18 protein-coding genes are annotated in these 20,968 nt (G+C 65.4%); 6 read left to right on the top strand and 12 right to left on the bottom strand.

What is annotated here, in order from left to right; translation table 11 throughout:
- Positions 1-108: 108 nt before the first annotated feature.
- The 3 genes from B5X78_RS06485 (at position 109) to B5X78_RS06475 (ending at position 3,008) form a co-directional block, all read left to right on the top strand.
- On the top strand, positions 109-1,272 hold the full coding sequence (locus B5X78_RS06485) for a zinc-dependent alcohol dehydrogenase (protein WP_079723610.1): 1,164 nt from the start codon (positions 109-111) through the stop codon (positions 1,270-1,272).
- A gap of 15 nt (positions 1,273-1,287) precedes the next feature.
- Complete coding sequence (locus B5X78_RS06480) at positions 1,288-1,854, top strand: cysteine hydrolase family protein (protein WP_079723609.1); 567 nt, start codon at positions 1,288-1,290, stop codon at positions 1,852-1,854.
- A gap of 110 nt (positions 1,855-1,964) precedes the next feature.
- Positions 1,965-3,008 (top strand): alpha/beta hydrolase, encoded by a 1,044-nt coding sequence (locus B5X78_RS06475; RefSeq protein ID WP_079723608.1) that lies wholly within the window; start codon positions 1,965-1,967, stop codon positions 3,006-3,008.
- Between the two features lie 267 nt (positions 3,009-3,275).
- Here B5X78_RS06475 and B5X78_RS06470 read toward each other — a convergent pair whose 3' ends face one another.
- The 6 genes from B5X78_RS06470 to B5X78_RS06445 all read right to left on the bottom strand — a co-directional run bounded on the left by B5X78_RS06470 (position 3,276) and on the right by B5X78_RS06445 (position 12,013).
- Entirely contained in the window at positions 3,276-3,806 is a 531-nt protein-coding gene (locus tag B5X78_RS06470) for a mechanosensitive ion channel family protein (RefSeq protein WP_139381510.1), read from the bottom strand.
- A 161-nt stretch (positions 3,807-3,967) separates the two neighbouring features.
- Positions 3,968-4,270 carry a hypothetical protein gene (locus B5X78_RS18395; RefSeq protein ID WP_176140787.1) on the bottom strand — a complete coding sequence of 101 codons (303 nt, stop codon included), beginning with the start codon at positions 4,268-4,270 and terminating at the stop codon, positions 3,968-3,970.
- Positions 4,271-4,398: 128 nt separating this feature from the next.
- Entirely contained in the window at positions 4,399-6,087 is a 1,689-nt protein-coding gene (locus B5X78_RS06460; protein ID WP_079723606.1) for an aspartate-alanine antiporter-like transporter, read from the bottom strand.
- Positions 6,088-6,111: 24 nt separating this feature from the next.
- Positions 6,112-7,500 (bottom strand): OprD family outer membrane porin, encoded by a 1,389-nt coding sequence (locus B5X78_RS06455; protein WP_079723605.1) that lies wholly within the window; start codon positions 7,498-7,500, stop codon positions 6,112-6,114.
- Between the two features lie 19 nt (positions 7,501-7,519).
- Positions 7,520-9,220 (bottom strand): aspartate:alanine exchanger family transporter, encoded by a 1,701-nt coding sequence (locus tag B5X78_RS06450; protein ID WP_079723604.1) that lies wholly within the window; start codon positions 9,218-9,220, stop codon positions 7,520-7,522.
- Between the two features lie 30 nt (positions 9,221-9,250).
- Entirely contained in the window at positions 9,251-12,013 is a 2,763-nt protein-coding gene (locus B5X78_RS06445) for an aminotransferase class I/II-fold pyridoxal phosphate-dependent enzyme (protein WP_079723603.1), read from the bottom strand.
- Positions 12,014-12,325: 312 nt separating this feature from the next.
- Here B5X78_RS06445 and B5X78_RS06440 point away from each other — a divergent pair, with 312 nt between their 5' ends.
- From B5X78_RS06440 to B5X78_RS06430, 3 genes are read left to right on the top strand one after another with little or no spacing between them, the layout of a single operon-like run.
- Positions 12,326-13,093 (top strand): OmpA family protein, encoded by a 768-nt coding sequence (locus tag B5X78_RS06440; protein WP_079723602.1) that lies wholly within the window; start codon positions 12,326-12,328, stop codon positions 13,091-13,093.
- 27 nt (positions 13,094-13,120) lie between these two features.
- Positions 13,121-14,491, top strand: a complete 1,371-nt coding sequence (locus B5X78_RS06435; RefSeq protein WP_079723601.1) for a DUF3300 domain-containing protein — start codon at positions 13,121-13,123, stop codon at positions 14,489-14,491.
- Between the two features lie 20 nt (positions 14,492-14,511).
- Complete coding sequence (locus B5X78_RS06430; protein ID WP_229730831.1) at positions 14,512-15,375, top strand: DUF2950 domain-containing protein; 864 nt, start codon at positions 14,512-14,514, stop codon at positions 15,373-15,375.
- A gap of 266 nt (positions 15,376-15,641) precedes the next feature.
- Here B5X78_RS06430 and B5X78_RS06425 read toward each other — a convergent pair whose 3' ends face one another.
- From B5X78_RS06425 to B5X78_RS06400, 6 genes are read right to left on the bottom strand one after another with little or no spacing between them, the layout of a single operon-like run.
- Entirely contained in the window at positions 15,642-15,956 is a 315-nt protein-coding gene (locus B5X78_RS06425; protein ID WP_176140786.1) for a pyocin activator PrtN family protein, read from the bottom strand.
- Between the two features lie 54 nt (positions 15,957-16,010).
- On the bottom strand, positions 16,011-16,286 hold the full coding sequence (locus B5X78_RS06420) for a hypothetical protein (RefSeq protein WP_079723598.1): 276 nt from the start codon (positions 16,284-16,286) through the stop codon (positions 16,011-16,013).
- The gene (locus B5X78_RS06415; protein ID WP_079723597.1) at positions 16,287-17,141 is read right to left on the bottom strand and encodes a ParB/RepB/Spo0J family partition protein; all 855 of its coding nucleotides are present in this window, start codon (positions 17,139-17,141) and stop codon (positions 16,287-16,289) included. It lies immediately after the preceding gene.
- Positions 17,142-17,144: 3 nt separating this feature from the next.
- Complete coding sequence (locus B5X78_RS18790; protein ID WP_079723596.1) at positions 17,145-19,163, bottom strand: ParB/RepB/Spo0J family partition protein; 2,019 nt, start codon at positions 19,161-19,163, stop codon at positions 17,145-17,147.
- Positions 19,160-20,518 carry an RNA-directed DNA polymerase gene (locus B5X78_RS06405; RefSeq protein WP_079723595.1) on the bottom strand — a complete coding sequence of 453 codons (1,359 nt, stop codon included), beginning with the start codon at positions 20,516-20,518 and terminating at the stop codon, positions 19,160-19,162. The genes B5X78_RS18790 and B5X78_RS06405 overlap by 4 nt, the downstream gene beginning before the upstream one ends.
- Positions 20,515-20,958, bottom strand: a complete 444-nt coding sequence (locus tag B5X78_RS06400; RefSeq protein ID WP_079723594.1) for a four helix bundle protein — start codon at positions 20,956-20,958, stop codon at positions 20,515-20,517. Before B5X78_RS06400 ends, B5X78_RS06405 begins: the two co-directional genes overlap by 4 nt.
- Between the last annotated feature and the right edge of the window lie 10 nt (positions 20,959-20,968).

The raw sequence follows: 20,968 nt of genomic DNA, 5'->3' as shown, positions 1-20,968 counted from the left end.
TCTGCGCCGTACGCAGGCAGTGATGTCGACGAAAGGTCAGCGCGCCGCCTCACTCTCTCTTGATGATCGAAACCGCAGGGTGGAGGGAAATCTCCCGCGGAAAACAGCATGAAAGCACTGACTTACCAAGGCACGCGCGACGTACGCGTCGAAACCGTCCCCGATCCTTCTCTGGTTGCCGACGACGACATCATCCTGCGCGTGACCGCCACCGCGATCTGCGGTTCGGATCTGCATATCTACCGCGGCAAGATTCCCGGCATGAAAGACGGCGACATCCTCGGCCACGAGTTCATGGGCATCGTGGAGGCCGCTGGCCCCGGCGTGGAGCGGGTGAAGGTGGGAGATCGCGTGGTGATTCCGTTCGTGATCGCCTGTGGTGAATGCTTCCACTGCCTGCTCAACGAGTACTCGGCTTGCGAAACCACCAACCCCGGGCATGGCGCGGCGATGAATGCCAAGGGCATCAAGCCGCCCGCCGCCCTGTTCGGCTACAGCCACCTCTACGGCGGCGTGCCGGGCGGGCAAGCCGAGCTGGTGCGCGTGCCCAAGGCCAATGTCGGGCCGTTCGCGGTGCCGGACGTGCTGAGCGACGAGCAGGTGCTGTTTCTCTCCGACATCCTGCCCACCGGCTATCAGGCCGTGATCAACGCCGGCATCAAGCAGGGCTCGACCGTGGCGATCTTCGGCGCCGGCCCGGTCGGCTGCATGGCCGCGGCCAGCGCACGCATGCTCGGCGCCGAGACGATCTTCATGATCGACCATAACCAGTACCGCCTCGATTTCGCCCGCGCCACCTACGGCGTGGTGCCGATCAACTTCGATGAGCAGGACGATCCGGCCGAGGTCATCGTCGAAGCAACCAGCGGGCGCGGCGTGGACGCGAGCATCGATGCGGTGGGCTTCGAAGCCAAGGGCAGCACCACCGAGACCGTACTGACCAACCTCAAGCTGGAAGGTTCCAGCGGCAAGGTGCTGCGCCAATGCATCGCGGCCACGCGGCGCGGCGGCATCGTCAGCGTGCCGGGTGTGTATGCGGGCTTCATCCATGGCTTCCTGTTCGGCGATGCGTTCGACAAAGGGCTGACCTTCAAGATGGGCCAGACGCATGTGCAGGCGCTGCTGCCCGAGCTGCTCGAAGCGATCGGCGAAGGCAAGCTGGCGCCTGAGGTGATCATTTCGCACCGCATGTCGCTGGCCGACGCCGCCAAGGGCTACGACATCTTCAACAAGCGCGAGGATGATTGCCGGAAGGTCGTGCTTACGCCCTGAATCGTCCATTGACGCATGGAGAAGGGGAAGACAGCACTGTTGATCATCGACATGATCAACCGATTCGACTTCGAGGGTGGCGCGCGACTGGGGCGTGCCGCCGTCCACGCGGCGCCGCGGATCGCGCAGCTGCGCGAGCGTTTCGAGCAGGCGCAGGCGCCGGTCATCTACGTCAACGACAACTTCGCGCAATGGCAGGGCGAATTCCACGATCTGGTGCGTGCCTGCGAAGCCGAAGGTGGCCACGCGGCGGAAATCGTCGAACGCCTGTCGCCGCGGCAGGGCGATTACTACATCCTCAAGCCCAAGCACTCCGCCTTCCTCGCCACCGCGCTGGACGTGCTGCTGGCCAAGTTGAAGGTGCGCCAGCTGGTGCTGACCGGCCTGTCGGCCGATTCCTGCATCCTGGCCACTGCGCAGGACGCCAACATGCGCGAATTCAAGCTGTGGATACCGTCCGACTGCGTAGGCTCGCGCACCGAGGTATTGAAGAAGCAGGCGCTGGCGCTGATCAAGGGCGCGCGGCTGGCCGAGACCGGCAGTACGCGGATCATTCGCGGCGTGTTTCCCGCGGCGTCGTGAATCATTCGTTCGTCCTGTTCGAGTCGCACGCTCGACGCGCTCTTCATCGTCCGGATGCGAAACAAGAAAGCAAGCGAAGCTGAAGATCACTCATCCCCTGCCGGAGACTTATGCCGAACGACAACGACGGAAAACCCAATCTCATCATCGACACCCTGGCCGATGCGGTAGGCGCACTGCGCCTGGATGACGACATGCATGAGCTGGCCAAGGCGCATGGCGAACTGGAGCCCAAGGCGATCGAAAAACTCAGCGCCAACGAAGCCCGTCAGCAACCCACCATCGCCGACGCGGTCAAACACCTGCTGCAGAAACAAGGTCGTTCAACCGATCCGGAAGCGCTGGTGCCCGGCGTGACGCGCAAGTCGATGAGCATCCCCGCCCGCGGTGGTCCGCTGCATGCCCTGGTGTACACCCCGCAGGGCGCGCGCGACGTGCCGGCCATCCTCTACATCCATGGCGGCGGCTGGGTCATCGCCAACGCCGAGGTGTACGACGGTGGTGCGCGCGGGCTGGCCAAGCAGACAGGAGCGGTGGTGGTGTCGGTGGATTACCGGCAGGCGCCCGAGCACAAGTTCCCCGCCGCCTGGGACGACTGCGTGGATGCGTGGCGCTGGCTGGGCGAGAACGCGGCTGCCCTCGGCGCCGATCCTGCACGCCTGGCGATTGCCGGTGAGAGTGCGGGCGGCTGCATGGCCGTCGCCACCGCCGTCGAGGCCCGCCAGCTTGGCCTGGTCGCGCCGCGCCACGTGTTGGCGGTCTATCCCGTCGCGCAGACCGGCAGCCTCAACACCGTGTCGTACCTGGAGAACGCGATCGCCAAGCCGCTCAACCGGCCGATGATCGAATGGTTCCTTGGCCATCTGCTGCGCACCGACGCCGACAAGCAGGACACGCGCCTGGATCTCGAACATGCCGGCTTGGCGGGTTTGCCGCCGGTGACCATCATCAACGCCACCATCGATCCCTTGCGCAGCGATGGCGAGCATCTGAAGGATGCCCTGGAAGCGGCGGGCGTGTCGGTGGAGCGCAAGATCTATACGGGCGTCAGCCACGAATTCTTCGGCACGGCTGCGGTGGTGGCCAAGGCGCAGGAAGCGCAGGAATACGCCGGCGCGCGCTTGCGCGCCAGCCTGGGCGTGGCCCGGGCCTGACGGTGCGGAATGCGGCCGGTGGGGTCGTTCGGTGAGTAAGGTCATGGACAACGGGGCAACCAAGGACGCCTTCCACGCACGCCTGTTCAAGGTCGACGCCAAGGATGAGGAACTTCGGCCGGAACAACTGGCCAGCGTGGCGCTGGACGATGACAGCCTGGGTGGATCTGCGCGATCCCGACGACGAGAGCGTGACCGCCATGCTGCTCGGACGCTGGCGGCAGTGGTCTTGGGCGGGATGTTCCGCCGCCGGACACATCCTCCCCATCAGCTGTCGATCCGCTGGCGCCGAATCGGCTCGCCGCTGCGCCACCGCCGGGTGATGCGCTGGAAGAACTGGCTGTTGGGCACCTGCAGGACGGTATCGCCATGCGTGCCGTCGGTTTCCAGCAGCGTGGTGTAGAGCAGGTTGATATCGACCACGCGTCCGCCCAGGCCGGGCTTGTCGCCGCCTTCCAGCAGTTCCACGTGATCTTGCACGCGGAACGGCCGCGTGGTCAGGATCAGCAGGCTGCAGAACAGATTGGACAGCACGCTCCACGCGGCGAAGAACGCAATGGCCGCCACCGCGGTGAAGCCGGTCAACGCGGTCCACAGGGCCGCGCCGGACACACCCAGTCGGGCCAGGACCAGCATCGTTGCAACGGTATAGATCAGCACGCTGAGCAGGCGGCGTGCGCCGATCGCCAGCTCCGTGGCGATGCCATAGCGGTCGCAGACGCGCCGGATCACGCCACGCAGCAGCCGCCGCAACAACCAGGCGACGGCGAGTATCGCCACCACTTCCACGGCGGGCATCGCGATCAGCGACCATTCGGCGAAGCCGTCGTGCCACCAGGCGGTATTGGCTACTGCGTGCAAATTTTTCTCCGTGTGCAGGCGTCGCGACGTCGCGGGCACCTTTGCCAGGCCGACCGAAGTATAGCCCGCGAATAAATCCGCGTACTGCGACTTGCTCTTCATGCGGAGTGTTCGATGTTGTCCATGCCGCACAGGCACATCACAGAGAGAACGTCATGAGCAACGAGCGCAACCAAGCCGATCAACCACAGCGCGATGATCGGCAGCAGGGACAGCAGCAACAACAGCAGGGTGGCCAGAATCAGCAAGGTGGCCAGGGTCAGCAAGGCGGGCAGGGTCAGCAGCGCGATCCGAACCAGCAAGGTGGTCAAGGTCAGCAGCGCGAACAGAATCCGCAGGGTGGCCAGAACCAGCAGGGTGGGCAGGGCCAGGGACGCCAGGATCAGGGTGGCCAGAAGCAAGGCGACCAGGGTGGCGACGAAGAAGAGTAAGCCGCACGATCCGCGAGTGGACAGAGGCTGCCCGTGCGCGGGCAGCCCTTTTTGTCTGCACCGGCGTCGCCCGCTTCGCTAGCGGAAGCGCCGGGCGATCAGCTCATGGCGATGACAATCACCGTGCCCCAGGTGGTCAGGAACACATGCGCCACCGCCACGGATCCGGTGTAACCGATCACGGCGATCGAACTGTCCGATTTCTCCTGCAATGCCGCCAGACCGGCAGTGAAGGTCTGCGCGCCGGAAATGGCGCCGAGCAGCAGCAGCGGATCGATCTTCAACACCTTGCGTCCAAACCACAAGCCCGTCAGCAGCGGCACCATGGTCACGACGATGCCGCCGAGGAACAGGCCCAGTCCGGATTCCCTGATCGCGCCCAGGAAATGCGGCCCCGCGCCCAACCCGACCATCGCCACGAACGCGGCCAGGCCGAACGACTGCATGAATTTCACCGCCGCATCCGGCACCCGCCCGAACAACGGACGGCGCACCCGCACATGGCCGATCACCAGGCCCGCCAGCAGTGCACCGACACTGGTGCCGATGGTGACGGTGATGCTGCCAATCGGAACCGCAATGACCGCACCCAGCAGTGCGCCCACGAAAATCGCCAGCCCCACCACCACGAAGTCGGTGCTGTCGGTGGCATGGATGATCTCGCCCAGTTGCGCGGCCGCTCCCGCCACGGCCGCTTCCGGGCCGACCACCTGCAGCACGTCGCCACGCTCGAGCGTGGTCCGCGTACCGATCGGGATCGACTGGCCGTTGCGATGGATGCGGCGCAGGAACACCGCGCGCACTTCGTCGCACTCGCCCAACTCTTCCAGGGTGCGACCGGCCCAGCCGGGCTTGCTGACGAACACCTCATGCGAGGCCATCGGGATGTCGAGCAGGGCAGGGTCTTCGACTTCGGTGGCGCGCGCGCCAACCAGATCCACCAGCACCTCGCGGCGACCACTGATGGCGATCACGTCCTCGGGCTGGATGACGGTGGTGGCCTCCAGATCCAGCAGCGCGCCGTCGCGGCGGATGCCATGCACGAACAGTCGCTTGCCTTCCATCGAGCGTTCGGCCTGGGCAATGCTCAGGCCGATGATGCGCGCCGTCGCGGCCACCCGATACGCGCGCGTCTCGAACGGCTGCCAGGCCGAGGCCACGCCCGAGCGCACGCGGGTTATGCCGTAACGCGCTTCCAGGGTCAGGGCGTGCGCCGCCAGATCGATGCGCAACAACGCCGGCCCGAACACCGTGCAGGTCAGGATCACGCCCAAGGCGCCGGACACGTAGCACAAGGCATCGCCGACACCGACGTGGGCCAGGTAGCGTTCCTTGGTGGCCGCATCGATGGTCAGCGCCTGGATCGCTTCGCTCGCGGTTCCCATTGCCGGCGATTCGGTCAGCGCGCCGGACAGCATGCCGGCCGCCAGGCCGGGGTCCAGGCGCAGGTGGCGCGCCACCAGCCAGGCGATCAGCAGGCCTACCAGCGGCATGAAGATGCCGAGCGCGGCAAAGCGCCAGCCATCGCCCTTCATCGCCGACAGGAAGCGCGGGCCGACTTCATAGCCGATCCCGAACAGGAACAGCAGAAACACCAGCGATTTGGCCGCGCCCGATACCGGCACCTCGAACAGCCAACCCAGCAACATGCCGGCCAGCAGGGAGCCGGTGACTCCGCCCAGGGAGAAGCCGCGCAGGCGCAGGTTGCCGACCCAGTAGCCGATGCCGAGCGCCAGATACACGGCCAGTTCCGGATAGCGCGCCAGCATCGACGTGATCCACTGCATGTGGGCTGGCTCCCCGTGGCGGGCTCAGAACTTGGGTGGGTCGTAGTAGATCATCAGGCGCAGGTCATCCAGGTTGGTTCCCATCGGGTCATCCTGGCGCACGTGCGCGTAGCGCAGGCGCAGCATCAGGCCCTTGAAGATGCCTTCCGGAATCGTCCACTGCACGTTGAAGTCGGTCTCGTTCTTGGCGTAGTCGCCGGGTGCCTGTGGATCGGAGCCGTCCACATACAAGGCGTAGATGCTGGCGCCCTTGATCGACTCGAAGGTGTATCCGGCCCGCAGCATCCAGGCCTTTTCGCCATCGCGATTGAAGTCTTCGACCTGCACGCTGGTGTAGCCCGGATAGCCACTCCAGGGGTTCTGCATGTTGGTGTCGCCGCCGGCGCGCGTGTAGGCCGCACTGAACAAGGCGCCATGCCAGGCCAGCTCCGCCTTGCCGCCCCACTGGTCGGCGGAGAAGTCGGTGCCGCGCAGCAGTTCATCGCCGGTGCTGGTCTGATCCGAATACTGCACGGCGAACTGCAGCTTGAGCTTGTCGGCCAGCGGGATGGCGTATTTTCCCTCGGCGTAGAAGATGTTGATGATGTCGTCGCTGTAGTAGTCGATGGCGCCGAACGAGAAATCGCCGGCCTTGACGTTGCCGCCGAGGGCGTAGACCCCACGCTCGATGCCGGCCGGCGCGCCGGCGTCGGTGGCCATCGAGACGAACTCCTCCGACGTGCGCTCCTTGATCTCGTCGAAGTAGCCGCCGCCGAAACGCCACTCCGCCTTGCCGTCTTCGCCGCCGTACAGGCCCTGCACGGTGATCGCCTCGAAGGTGTTGGGGGTCATGCGCGCATCGTTGCGGTTGAGGTAGGGCGTGTCGAAGCCGCGCCGCCCGATGCTCAGGCGGGTGTCCTCATTGAGCAGGAATTCTCCATAGATCTCGCCGAGCACCGTGTAGCCTTCCTGCCCGGTCTGCAGCAGCAACGTACCGTCTTTGTCTTCCGGGCCGTAAAGTTTCTGCGAGGTGTAGCCGGTGGCGCCGAAGGCGAAACGATCGCGGAAATAGCCGGTCTTGAAGCCCACCGATCCACCCAGCGCCCAGGCTTCGCTCTGGGTGTCGTCGTACTTGTCCCGATCCAGATAGAAGGTGCGCAGCTGGATGTCCCAATGGGTGTCCTCGAACGCCTTGCGCCGCGTTTCCCGTACCCAGTCGGCGTGATCGCGCGGGCCGAAGGCCTCGTCGATCGGGGTCTGTCCCAGTTCGGTCGAGGACGTCACCGGCGTGTCGGCGGCAGCGGTGGTGGCTGCCGGCGGAGCGGTGGGCGTGCTGGTCTGCGCCGCCGCCGACAGCGGCAAGGCGCTCGCCAGCAGCAGCATCATCAGGCGCGGCCGGCCGGCACGCGCCTTTTTCAATGACATCGCGTCCATGGCGGCTCCTTAAATCGTGCTATTGCGACAGCACCATCGCGAAGTAACCGAACACGGTATAAAGCACGCCCGACACGGCATAGCCGACCGGGAACCCGACCCACGGCACCGTGCTGTCGATTTCCTTGGCCGCTTCACGCGCCGGTCCGGAGTGCGACCGCGATCCGGCCACGCCACCCATCAACACGGCGGGGTTGATCTTGAAGATGTGGTAGCCGATGGCCCAGGTGATGAAGGGCGGCACGGTACTGGCGACAAAGCCGGCCAGGAAGATCTTGACCGCCACCGAACCCGTGAGCTGTTCCAGCAACGTGGCGCCGGCGTTGATGCCGACGATGGCGATGAAGGTCACCAGGCCCAGATCTTCGAGGATGTTGCGGGCGGCGTTGGGGGTGCTGCCGAAGTAGCGCAGGCGCGACACCACCGACGACACCAGGATGCCTGACAGCAACAAGCCGCCAGCATTGCCCAGGCCCACCGAGAAATCACCGACCGGCACGTTGATCTTGCCGATCAGCAGGCCCAGCACCATGCCGCCGGACAGGGTCAGCAGATCCGTCGCGCTGCTCGGACGCGCCACCTTGCCCAGCAGGCCGGCCGCCTTGTCGACCGCACTCTTCAGGCCGGTGACAAACAGCACGTCCAGGCGCTTGAGTTCGGTGTCCGCACCCACCGGCATCGGTTCGCCGGATCGTTCGAGACGGGTGACCTGCAATTGCCCGGCAAAATCCTCGCTGGCCAGCGTGCGCAGCGGTTGCCCGACGAAGGATTTTTCGGTGACCAGGATCTCGGCCTGATCCAGCGGGATGTTGAGCGCCTGCGGATCATCCACTTCGGCGCCAATCAGGCCCAGGTTGGCGGTGAGATCGCCGAGCTTGCCGCCCAGCGCGATCACGTCGCCCTGCTTGAGCACCAGATCGGTGGCCGAGCCCAGCGACTCGTCGCCGCGGCGGACGTTGGCGATCCGATACTGCGGATAGGTCTTGCGGAACTGCGCGATGGTCTGGCCCGCCACTTGTGCGTTGTCCAGCCGGTAGGCGCGCAGGCCACCGCCGCGATAGCCACTCAGGGCGGCGTCATCGACGTTGCGCACGCCATTGGCCTGTTCGTATTCACGCGCGGCCTTCTTGGCATCCACGCCCCACCAGCGCGGCAGGTACTTGCAGATTAGGATGATGCCGACTGTGCCCCAGATGTAGGTCACGCCGTAGCCGAGCGCGATCATGCCGGAGACCTGTTCGGCGGTGGATCCGGTGGGGACCTTGTAGGCGCCTTGCTCCATCGCCATCTCGGCCGTGCCGATCGCCGCGGACATGGTCTGCGAGCCGGCCAGCACGCCACCGGCGGCGCCGGCGGGCAGTTCCAGCCACTTGGACATGAGCACCACCAGCGCCAGGCCCAGCACCGAGCACACCACGGCCAGGATGGTGAAGGTAATGCCGTCCTTCTTCAGGCTGTTGAAGAACGCCGGACCCACGCGCAGGCCCACGCCGTACATGAAGAGGTAATAGAAGAGCGACTTGGCGAAGTTGTCGAGCTGCAGCTTCACCCCGTAGGTCGATGCCCACGTGGCCAGCGCCGCACCCACCACCACGGCAGCGGCGACCATGCCCAGGCCGTAGCCCTTGACCGAAAACTTGCCGACCAGGACCGCCATGCCCACCGTGAAAAACAGCAGGATGTAAGGGTTGTCAGCCAAAAACTGGAAAAATGCTTGCATGACAGCTGCCTCCGCATTCGGTGGGTTCGGTCATTGCACGGAGCTGGCGCGACGACTGGCCAGCTTGCTGGGGGTGATCAGCTTGATGCCCTGCGCGGCGTGGTAGCCGTGGATTTCCTTGACGTCCAGTTTGCGCATGAAGGCGATGGTGTCGGCGGTGATGACCTGGCCGGGCACCATGATCGGAAAGCCCGGCGGGTAGGGGATGACGAAGTTCGCCGAGACCATTTCCGGGCCTTCGCGCAGACGCCGATCCACGTCTTCGCTGTTCAACTTGACGAATTCGCAGTTGGCTTCCTCGTAGGCCATGAAGAAGGCCGGCCGCATGTGGCCCTCGTTGCTGGCGCCGCTGGGGTCATCGCGGAAGGCATCGTGGAAGCGGCTGAAGTTGGGCAGGTCCGGCACGTCGGTCATCAGCGACTTGACCCGATCCGCGAAGACCTGCTGGCCCAGCGTGCCTTCCTGCGACAGCCGCGACTCGATTTCGCGTGACAGATCGGCCAGCGCCTTGATCAGTAACGCCGCATCGCTATGGGTGTTGTTGATGTTGGTCTGCACCAGCACGCTGTTGCGCGAGGTCTTGTTGATCTGGATATCAAAACGCTCGGCGAGCATGCCCTTGAACTGGGTGCCGTCGAAACCGGCGGCGCCGCAGATGAGTGTCAGCCGGGTGGGATCCAGGGCGAACTCGTCGCTGTCCAGCGCCTCGGCCGAAGCGGCCCAGCTGGCATGCGGCGGTCCGTAATCCTTCAGGCCGGATTCGCGGTATTCGGCCGGGATCATGTCCTCGGGCGTGGCGACCTTGAAGTACTTGGAGATCAGCGGATGGGTATTGATGGCGCGGCGGATCTTCAGCGCCAGATCGGTCATCCGCGTGGTCAGTGCATAGCCTTCCAGTTCCATCTGCCGGCGTGCCAGATCCAGCGAGGCGATCAGCTGCAGGTTGGGCGAGGTGGAGGTATGCGCGAAGAACGCCTCCTCGAACGGGCCTTCCACGTGATGGAAGTCCTCGTCCCACACCAGCATCATCGAACCCTGGCGGAACGCCGACATCGACTTGTGGGTGGAGTTGGTCTGGTAGACGCGGATGCGGACCTTGTCGGGGTCGGGCAGCCAGCGCTCGTCCAGTAGCGCCGGATCGGTGGGATCCACTTCGCCGCGCCCGGATTTCCAGGCCTCGTATTCCTCGCGATAGGCGGCGCTGCGATAGCGGGCGGTCAGCGCGGCGGCCGCGCCCATGGCGGTGCGGCGGCGATGCAGGGCGTTGAAGCGGGCGAAGCCGAACCAGGCTTCGTCCCACAGGAAGATCAGATCGGGCTTGATCGCCAGGCATTCCTCCATGACCCGGCGCGGGTTGTACATGTGGCCGTCGAAGGTGCAGTTGGTCAGGTCGATCACCTTGACCCGATCCAGCTTGCCGCCCGCGGCGCAATCGAGCAGCGCCTGCTTGATCGTGCGCAGCGGCACCGCGCCGTACATCGAGTACTGGGTCAGCGGGAAGGCCTCGACGTAGTATGGCTGCGCGCCACTCAGCACGAACCCGTAGTGATGCGATTTGTGGCAGTTGCGATCGACGATGACGATATCGCCGGGCTTGCACACGGCCTGCACCACGATCTTGTTGGAGGTGGAGGTGCCGTTGGTGCCCAGGTAAGCGCGCTTGGCGCCGAACGCGCGCGCCACCGCCTCCTGCGCGCGCTTGATGGTGCCGGTGGGTTCGAGCAGGCTGTCCAGGCCACCGGTGGTGGCGGAGGATTCGGCGAACAGGATGTTGGTGCCGTAGAAATGGCCCATGTCGCGAATCCAGTTCGAACCGAAGATCGATTTGCCGCGTGCGATCGGCAGGGCATGGAAGGTGCCGATGGGGCGCATCGCGTACTTCTTGAGATTGTCGAAGTACGGCGTCAGGTAGCGATCGTTGACGCCATCCAGGATCGACAGATGAATCTCCATTGGTTCTTCGACGTAATGGAACACGCGCCGCAGCACCGCGGCGGCGTCGCTGCCGGCCAACGATTCCGGCGCACGGTCGGTCAACAGGTACAGATCCAGTTCGGGCCGGAACGCGTCGATGGTGCGCGCCAGCGTCAGCGCCAGGCTGCCGGGCTCCAGGTCGCTGTGATCCACGCGGATATGGCGCGACAGGAACTCCTTGAGGTCGGCCACATCGTGCCGCGAGGCGAAGCCGAAGCCATCCATCAGCACCACGGCCTGCAGGTCGTTGTTGACCATCACCGCCAGCGCGGCATCCTCGAAGCTGCCGGCGTGCACCACCGCAAAGTGGAAGGCATCGTCGGGACGGCGCATGCGGCGCATCTCGTCCTTGGAACGCTGCCACTGCGCCGGATCGCTGGGCGTCACCACCAGTACTTCGAAATAGGGTTTTTCATTGATGCCGGTGATGTCCGGCGGCAGGGCGTCGAGGGCGGTGGCGTCCAGGTCGTCACCGCTGTCCCAGACCCGCTCGTCGCGACGGTAGTCGCCGGAGAGGATGGCCGCGGAGATCTTGTGCACGAGTCGCGCGAACAACGCGGCATCGCCGCGATCCAGCGCCTCGCGCACCTCGCCCAGCAGGCGTTCGCCGGGGTAGGCCCAGCAATGCTCGATCAGCAGCACCGTGTTGAACTGGCTCTGGCAGTTGGCGTGCAGGCCCTTCGCATTGGGACCGCCCGCCGCGAACGACCATGCCCGCGCGGTGGCATTCAGTTGTCGCCACTGGTCCGCGCGCATCGAGGCGGCGACCAGCACATTGGAGAGCCGCGATGGCTCACTCGATTGGAGAACCTCACTCATGCTCCCACTCCCGTGGATGGCCCAGGTTGCCAGCGCTGCATGCTGGCACCAGGCCAGGCCTTCCACGATTGGACCTAGGCCCAACATTCGGGCGCTTTTGCTTACCGCCGGTCGCCTTGCCGCCATGGGCTACGTGGGATGGGATCCTTGCGGGCCATTCCTGCCGAAAACGAACTGCCGTGCGGGGCCGCGTGATAGGGCCAAGGGCCAATGGCAGCCGCTGTAACGCAGGCATAGATTGCTAGCCGCGTCCGCATCCATCTTGCAGGCCTGGTGGCTTCCGCCAGGCTGACCGACATCGAGGCCATAGCCATGAACGTTTCGCCGAAGCAGCTGTTGCTCGCCTGCGTGCTGTTGCTGTCCGTCGTTGCGACCGCGCTGGCGGCCGACGGCGACAAGAGCAAGTTGAAAGGGATCATCACCGGCGTGCAGGGCAACACCGTCACGGTCAAGGATCAGAACAACGTCGAGCAGACGATTACCGTCTCGGCGGACACCAAGTACAAGCGGACCAAAGGATTGACCGGTGTCATCCACGAGAAGGCCGAGCAGTCCGCGCTGGTCGCCGGCCTGCCGATCACCGCCGATGTGGTGGCCGCGGGCAGTGGCTTCAACGCCACCGAGATATCGTTCAAGTCCGAGGACATGCGCACCGCGCAGCAGGTGCAGGCCGGGCTGGCGCCGACCACCGCGCGCATGAACGACTTCGGTACCTACGAAGCCTTGCAGACCGTGGATGTGTTGTTTGCGTCCGGTAGCACGGCCATTTCCGCCAAAGGCAAAGCCGATCTGGATGCGCTGGCCGCGAAGGCCAAGGAAACCAAGGACTACCAAATCGTCCTGCAGGGCTTCACCGATTCCACCGGTGATGCCGCCGCCAACCAGCGCCTCAGCACGCGTCGCGCCGACGCGGTTTCCAACTACCTGCAGCAACACGCCGGATTGATGCCGGGCCGGGTGCGCGCCGGTGACGGCATGGGCGTTGCCAGCGACGCAGGTTCCGGCAGCAACGCCAATGCACGCAAGGTCGTGGTCAAGCTGGTCGTCGACAAGGGCGTGCAGGCCGGCGTCACCAAATAAGTCCAACCGCACGACGGAGATGCCCACATGCGCAGGTTAGCGACCGGACTGCTGGCGTTGGCGGCGGGCATTGGCGTCGCGCTGGCCACAGGCAACGCCGTTGCCCAGACGACGGCGTCGCCTTCATCGGCTACCAAGGCCGGCACCGCCACTACGGCAAGCAGCAACTTCAGCACCGAGCAGCTGGATCAGATGATGGCGCCGATTGCGCTGTATCCGGATTCGCTGCTCGCTCAGGTGCTGATGGCCTCGACCTATCCCGGTGATGTGGCCGATGCCGTGGCCTGGTCGAAGGCGCATCCGGACGCCAAGGGCGAGACAGCGGTCAAGCAGGTGGCCAACGAGAGCTGGGATCCCAGCGTGCAATCGCTGGTGGCATTCCCGCAGTTGCTCGCGGTACTGGGACAGGACGGCGCGTGGGTGCAGCGCATGGGCGATGCCTTCCTCGCCCAGCCCGATGACGTGATGGCCTCGGTGCAGCGGCTGCGCAAGCAGGCGGATGCGGCGGGCAACCTGAAGTCCAACGAGCAGCAGACGGTGAGTACGCAGGCGGTGGCGGCGGGTGCGGCGACCACCGGTTCGCAGCAGGTGATCGTCATCGAGCCCAAGGACCCGGAAGTGGTCTACGTGCCCAGCTACAACCCCAGCGTGGTGTACGGCAGCTGGGCCTATCCGTCCTATCCGCCTTACTACTACCCGCCGCCGGCGTACTACTACCCCGGCGCGGCGCTTTTCAGCTTCGGCATCGGCGTGGCCGTGGGCGGTGCGTTGTGGGGCAACTGCAACTGGGGCGGCGGCGACATCGACATCGACGTCAATCGCTACAACAACTTCAACAGCAACCGCCAGATCAACCGCGGCGACAACACCTGGAAACACAACGCGGCCAACCGCGACGGCGTGCCGTATCGCGACAACGCCAGCCGCGAGAAATTTGGTCGCCAGCTCGATGGCGCCGGTCAGCGCGACAACTACCGCGGCCGTGACCAGGCGCGCACCGCCGAGCGGGATCGCGCGCGGCAGTCGCTGGAGAAGGGCGGCTTCCAGGCGCCGGCGGCGAGCAACCGCGAAGCGCGCGAGCGCGCCGGACAGGCCGGTCGCGAACTGGATCGCCAGCCGGGCGGGCGGCAGGCCGCGGGCAACGCGCAACGTCCGTCCACCGCCAACAACATGCAGTCGCGACAAGGCGCACGCGAGCGGCAGCCGCCGGGCATGGCGCAGAACAACAATGCCTTCCAGGGTGCGCGTGACCCGGGCCAGTCGCGTGCGGCCTCGCAGCGCGGGCAGGGCAGCTTCAATTCATCACAGCGTCCGGCCAGCTCGCGCGGCGGCGGGCACCAGATGTCGCGTCCCTCGCGTCCACCGTCGCGCGGCGGTGGTGGCGGCCGGCGGCGCTGAGGGAGAACTCCATGCCAGGCATGATGCGTTTGTTCGCGATCACCCTCCTCGCTGCACTGGCGTGGCCGGCGCATGCGCAGCACAGCTACGGCAGTCCCGATGCCGCGGTACAGGCGCTGGTCGATGCATTGGGTGACAAGGCCGCCGACCAGGCCAAGCTGGCCGACGTGCTGGGCCCCGACTGGAAGACCTACGTGCCCGCCGAAGGAGTGGATCGCGAAGACGTCGACGCCTTCCTCAAGCGCTATGCCGAGCAGCACCTGCTGAAGACCCCCGCTGCAGGTCACGCCCTGCTCACCGTCGGTCGCGATGCATGGACCTTTCCGGTGCCCCTGGTGAGGAACGACAAGGGCTGGGCGTTCGACCTCAAGGCAGGCGAACCGGAAATAGCGGCACGCCGCATCGGCCGCAATGAACTGGCGACGCTGCAGGCCGTGCTCGCCTACCACGACGCGCAGATGGATTACGCCAGCGTCGATCGCGACGGCGATGGCGTGCTGGAGTACGCGCAGAAGTTCGTCAGCACCGACGGCGAACACGATGGGCTGTACTGGAGCGATAGCGGCGACGACAGCGACGAAAGCCCGCTGGGCCCGTTGTTCGGCGATGACACTCCGCAGGGCGAGTGGCACGGCTACCACTACAAGATCCTCACCGCCCAAGGCGCCTCCGCGCCGCGCGGCGCCTACAGCTATCTGATGGGCGACAACATGAGCCGCGGCTTCGCCGTGATTGCCTGGCCCGCACGCTATGGCGACAGCGGCGTCATGAGCTTCATGATCAGCCATGACGGGCAGGTGTTCGAAAAGGACCTGGGGCCCGATGGCGCGGCGATAGCGCAGGGGATGATGGCGTTTGACCCGGATAGCAGCTGGACGGAGTAGTTCGGCGGGCAGGGGAGTGCGGCTCGCTTCCTGATCGGTAGTGCAGTCGCGGGGACGTAACGCTCCCTGATGCACCGGCACGGCTCGGCGTACAGCAGAAACGCGTCTCTTCCGTGGGCCTTACAATGGCGCCCATGCAAGCCTCCGCCCCCATCCCGCAGGAACACCTTCGCCTCTCCGTCGCCCCGATGATGGACTGTGACGACACCTCCGCTAACTGCTTTTGAGTCAACTAGTTGCGGTGGTACGGGAAAAGCGCGTAGCACTTACGAAGCGTCGCGCAGGCGCTGCCAGTCCTCTCTTGCCTCGCGGGCGCGGCAGTCAATGAAGCTGGCCAAGTCCTCCGCCGATACCAGCCAGGGCGACTTCTGGGAGCCGAGCCTGAAGGCCGGTACCGGCAGCTGCTGGCGACCGGCTGCGCGCTTGGCTTCCTCGGCCTGCAGGCCGAAGTGATGGCAGCACCGTTCCACCGGAATCTGCCCGCTCCCGAACTCGGCCAGGAGCAGGAACAGGGTGCGTGACGAGGCGACTTGTGCCACCTGGTCGGTCAGTGCCGGCGCTTTCTGGGAGCGGCTAGTCATGCATGCACCTTTGCTCAAAGCACTCGTGCACATCGAGGTTCGCGGAAGGGATCATCAGGGAACGCCTCCGCCACGCCGCCGCTTTTGGCGCGTCATGGCCAGCATCGTTCGAGTTGCGTGGAACAAGGCATAGTCTTCGTAGTCGTCGTCTGGGTTGAAAAGCACCCGATGCGGCGTCACCACGATGGCGTTGCGCGGCACATGGGGGATGGGTTCGAATCGCCACCGGTGCAAATCGACCAGCGCTTGGCGCTCCGGTTTGAGCGGGCGCGGCGTCAGCATGCCGTGGCGATCGACGCGTTTGGAGCCATCGTGCGAACGTGCGTCCATTTACGTCCGCGCCGCCCGATCAATCGCAGCCAGCAGGAGTGCGACGGATTCGCGCAAGGCGCGGCGATCCGGCGCCGGTACGGCGGACAACGCCGCTCGGAAATCACTTTGCTTGAAGTCGAGCACGCGCTCGATCTCGGCGGTGACACGGGCGACGAAGCGGCTCGTGCTGACCTTGACGTCCGTTGCGCGGCGCTGCACCGGTGAGTCCGTGGCCTTGGCCACCAGGCGCTTGGCATGTTGCGCCCGGGCGCCCGGCGGGTAGCGCAGCAGGGCGCGGTAGATGGCCTTCTGCTGTTCCTTTGCCAAGGGCGCCAGGATGATGGCCTCCGTGAAGCGCAGGCGCTTCTCGTCATCCATGTCCGGGTGCATGCGCTCCTGCAGTTCCGCGCACAGTTGCTGCAACTGCAGGTACTGGTATACCCAGGCATCCGACTTGCCGATCGAGTCGCCCAACTCCTTGATGGCCTGCCCCCTCGACAACCCGGCTTCGACCCCGGCCTCGACTTGGTAGTGGACGCCGGCGGAAATCTCCATGTGGGTGTGACCCTCGCGCATGAAGTTGCTGGCCAGGGACAGCAGATGCTGGTCGACGTGACGTGCGAGGTCGCGATCTTCAACGTCCACCCGGATGGTGGTGATGCCGGCGAGTTTGCAGGCGCGCCATCTGCGCTCGCCGTCGATGATCTCGTACGGCACTTTGGCTCCGGCGCGCAGCGCCCGCACGGTGATAGGTTGACGCTGGCCGGTCTTCTGGATCGAGGTGGCCAGCGCCTTCAATGCGGACTCGCGGAAGTAGGTACGAGGTTGCTTGGCGTCGGGGCGCACGTCGCTGATCGGCACACGCAGGCTCATGGCTTACTTGCCTCCCTTCTTCGTGACTTTCTTGGGAGCCTTCTTGACGGCTGCCGACGCGGACTTTTTGCCCGCGCCGCTGGCGCCCTTTTTCTTCGGCGCGCTCTTGCCCTTGGTCGCCGGCTTGGCGGCAGGCTTGACCTTGCCGGCCTTCTTGGCGGCCGCTGGCGGGCTCGCCGCTCGGCCCGCGTCGGCGACGCGGCCGTAGCCGGGCCCGCGCAGCGCCGCGGGCAGCCAGCCGGTACCGGACAGCAACTTTCCGCCCAACGCTACTCGCTCAGCGCGCTTCAGATCCTTCAGCTGTGCCGCGACTTCTTTTCCCTTCGCTTCGGTGATTGCCTCCACCAGGAGCTTCGGTGGGATGCGACCCACGAAATTGTCGGTGACCGGCGTCCAATGGCTACTCATGTCGAACCCGACAACGCGATGGATCGCGGCGACGCCATCATGCCCGCCGGCCGACTGCGAAATCCCGTCGAAACTCATGGCCACCAGAATGGCCTGCACTTCCATCCGCCACTTCTCGGTCTGCTTGAGCAGGTAGTCGAGGGTGTCCTTCTGGGGAATCGTCTTGATGACCTGCGCGGCCGTCGCGATCGCGGCGCGAATTGCAGGGTGGACCTCCGCCACCTTGCTGGCGTCGGTGACGCGATCCACGTCCAGGCGCAGGCCATTGCGTTCGTACACGCCCTGCCAGTGATGCTGCAGCAGTCGCTGGATGAGAATGCATTGCGCCAGGACCGGATCTTGCGCCAAGTGATATCGCGCGACCTCGCTGCGGTGTGCCGACAGCGTTTCCAGTACGGCGGCGCTCAGCTCGGTCGGGGCTTCGGACTTGGCAGCTTTGCCGGTGGCGCCGGCGCTCTTGGTCGCCTTCTGGTTCGGCTTGAGCCGGGCATGCAGGACCTGGAGGCCGCTGCGGTCCAGGAACACCAACACGCCGGTAGTGGCCATGATGTCGGCGGGGTAGGTGGTCACCTTGCGATCGTTGATGGCATCCATCTCGACGTCCAGTTCCCGCCACTGCTCGTTGAGAGCGTCCACGCGCGGATCTTCGTCGTCCAGATCCTGTATCTGGTTTTCGAGCTCCGATGCCTGCAACTCGATTTCGGCAAAGCGCGCCGCATCGGCGTCCGAAGCGAAGTTTTCGATATTGGCTGTCCAGCAGCGCGGGTGCTGGCCATATGCGCTCTGCTCGCTGTAGTCCATGCTCAAGCGAGCCTCGGCCCAAGACCATCCGGCGTTGCGAAGTTCGCTCGCGATGGCTTCCAGCTTCTGCATGGCCAGGCTTTCCAGCAGGCTCAGGTCAGCCAGGTAGGCGGTATCGGAGAACAGGTCTCGCCTGACCTTGCCGCCGGCTTCCTCGTACGCCTCCAGCGTCACCAACTGCGCCATCGGGTTCTCGCTGGAGACCGTTTCGCGATAAATGAAGTTGCGCAGCGATCGTGCGTCGCGCTCGTAGTCACCGCGCGCGGTCGCCCATGCCTGGCGCTGCAACTCATGGTTGTCGGTCGAAGCCAGCGCCATCAACTGGTCCAGGTTCATCCCGCCGCCGCGGTAGACCTCGAACAGGTCGGGTTTGACGTTGGCCAGCTTCAGGCGCTGTTGGATGTGCCGGACAGGCTTGCCAAAGCGCTCGGCAATTTCATCGGCCGTGTTTCCTTCTTCGGCCAACTGCCGGAATGCCAGGAACTCATCGGCCGGGTGCATCGCTTGGCGCATGATGTTGGCGGTCAAGCCCGCTTCCACGGCGCGCTCGTCATCCACCACCAGGCACATGACGCTCTTCAGCGTGTCTGCCAGCCGCCCGGCGCGATCAAGCTGCTGCAGTGCCAGAAGGCGCCGGCCACCGTCGACGACCTCAAAGAAGCCATCGTTCGCCGCGGTCACCACCAGGTTGTTGAGCAGACCTTCGGCGCTGATGCTCGCCGCCAGCTCGTCCACATTGGAGTCGCCCGTGCGGCGGACATTGCGGTCGGAAAGGCGCACCTGCGCCAAGGGAATCAGTTGCGAGTTGGTCATGAAAAACTCCTGAGAGTGATGCGCCGACCTTCCAGTCGAACGGGAAATCGACGTGGGGTAGAGGCGTTGCGGATCCACGGGAACCGCCGATGCAGCAGGCGCTGCAGGCGGTGGCTGTTGGCGTGTCGAAAGTGGCCTTGGTAGCTGGCCAAGGTGCTGCGCAGTGCTTCGAGGGCGTACGGGGTGGCGCGGATGCTTCGCGGCGACACGTGGGCGCTCTCCCACGCGGCCAGCGCCTGGCGCGCATGGCTGACCACGCGTGGCCTCACCAACGTGTGCGTGGGCCGGATGACGTAGCCGAGGAAGTCCAACCCGGCTGTCAGTGGCCGCAGGCGCACGTCGGCCTTCAACGAGAGTCGGAGCCGTTGGGACAGGAACGCCTCGATTGCGACCTGCCAGCGCTCGAGCTGGTCGCGGTCATGGTGGAACAGCACGAAGTCGTCCACGTAGCGCACATAGCGCTTGGCCTTGAGCTCGTGCTTGACGAACTGATCCAGCGCATCCAGGTAGACGTTCGCGAAGAACTGGGACGAGAGGTTGCCGATGGGCAAGCCGCATCCCGGCGCCGCGTTGGCGAGCCGCTTGTGGGGTGGCACGAGTGCCTGTTCCTCGGCCGTGGCACGCACCCGCACGCCAGGCGCGACCGGATCCTTGCGCAGCAGAGCGTGCGTGACCTGCAGAAACTGGATGTGCGCGCCTGCGCGCAGCAAGCGCGGCTTGAGCAGGCCCCACAAGGTCGGTCGATGGATGCTGTTGAAGAAGTTGTGCACATCCAGCTGCAGGAACCAGCCACCGCCCTGGCCGCTATGGACCTGGCGGGCGAACGCCTGCGCTCGCCGCACAGCGGCGTGGCTGCCCTTGCCGCGACGGTTGGCGTAGGAGTCATGGATGAAGCCACGCTCAAAGGCGCCTTCGAGCTGCGGCACCAGCCAGTGGTGCACCACACGGTCCGCAAAGTCCGGCGCATGTATCTCGCGCGCCTTCGGTCGTTGGGCGATGAAACAGGTTGCCGGCCTCGGTGACCAGGTGCCGGCGGTGATGCTGCGCTCCAACTGGAGTAATTCGTCCATCCAGTGCGTGTCGAACCGGAGCTGGTTCTGACTGGGCACTTTCTGTCGCCGGGCACGTCGCCAGGCGTGGTAGAGCGCCTGGAACGTGACGGGCATCCATTCCCCCTGAAACTCACCGGCGCGGCGCACGGCCAACGCGAACCCGTTGTTGTTGCGGTGGTTGTTGTTGACGTTGCCGTTGTTGAAGTTGACGTACCACGCGGACGCCGAAGACCAGGCGGCCGCCTCCCCATACACTTGCGACCAAGCCGCGCAGCCCGGATGTGGGTAGCGAGGCGTCGTCATGGATTGGCCTCCGCAGAGGCGGTACAGGTACTCAGTTTCTGGCCTCGCTGCGGTACGGCACGACGGCCTTCCGCATTCTGGGCAGGAGGGGAATTCAGCTGACGGCGCCAGCCGCCAGCCTGTGCGCCCAACTGCTCGGCCTGCCGTGCCAGGTGCTCGAACTGGCGAAAGCTACGGAAGGCCTGCAGCAGCTTGGCGGTCTGCAGGTATTGCTTGAGCTCATCGATGTCCCACACCAACTGCTCCACCCAGCGCCGCTGGTGCGCGCGGTCGCGCCATGCACGCCCGGCCCTGTGCGAAACCGTCATGGCGTGCTCGCGCAGGTTCTTGCCTATCTGGTAACGGTGGTAGCGCGGGAACGCCCGTACCGCCTGTTCTATGTCCACGAGCAGGCGTTCAGCGGCCTTGATGATGGGCGGTGGCTGGAAACGTGATGTCATCGGTCAGGCG

The sequence above is a fragment of the Pseudoxanthomonas indica genome, from assembly GCF_900167565.1.
Lineage (GTDB): Bacteria > Pseudomonadota > Gammaproteobacteria > Xanthomonadales > Xanthomonadaceae > Pseudoxanthomonas_A > Pseudoxanthomonas_A indica.
The sequence above is the reverse complement of the archived record's forward strand: the minus strand, read 5'-3'. Positions and strand labels throughout refer to the sequence as shown.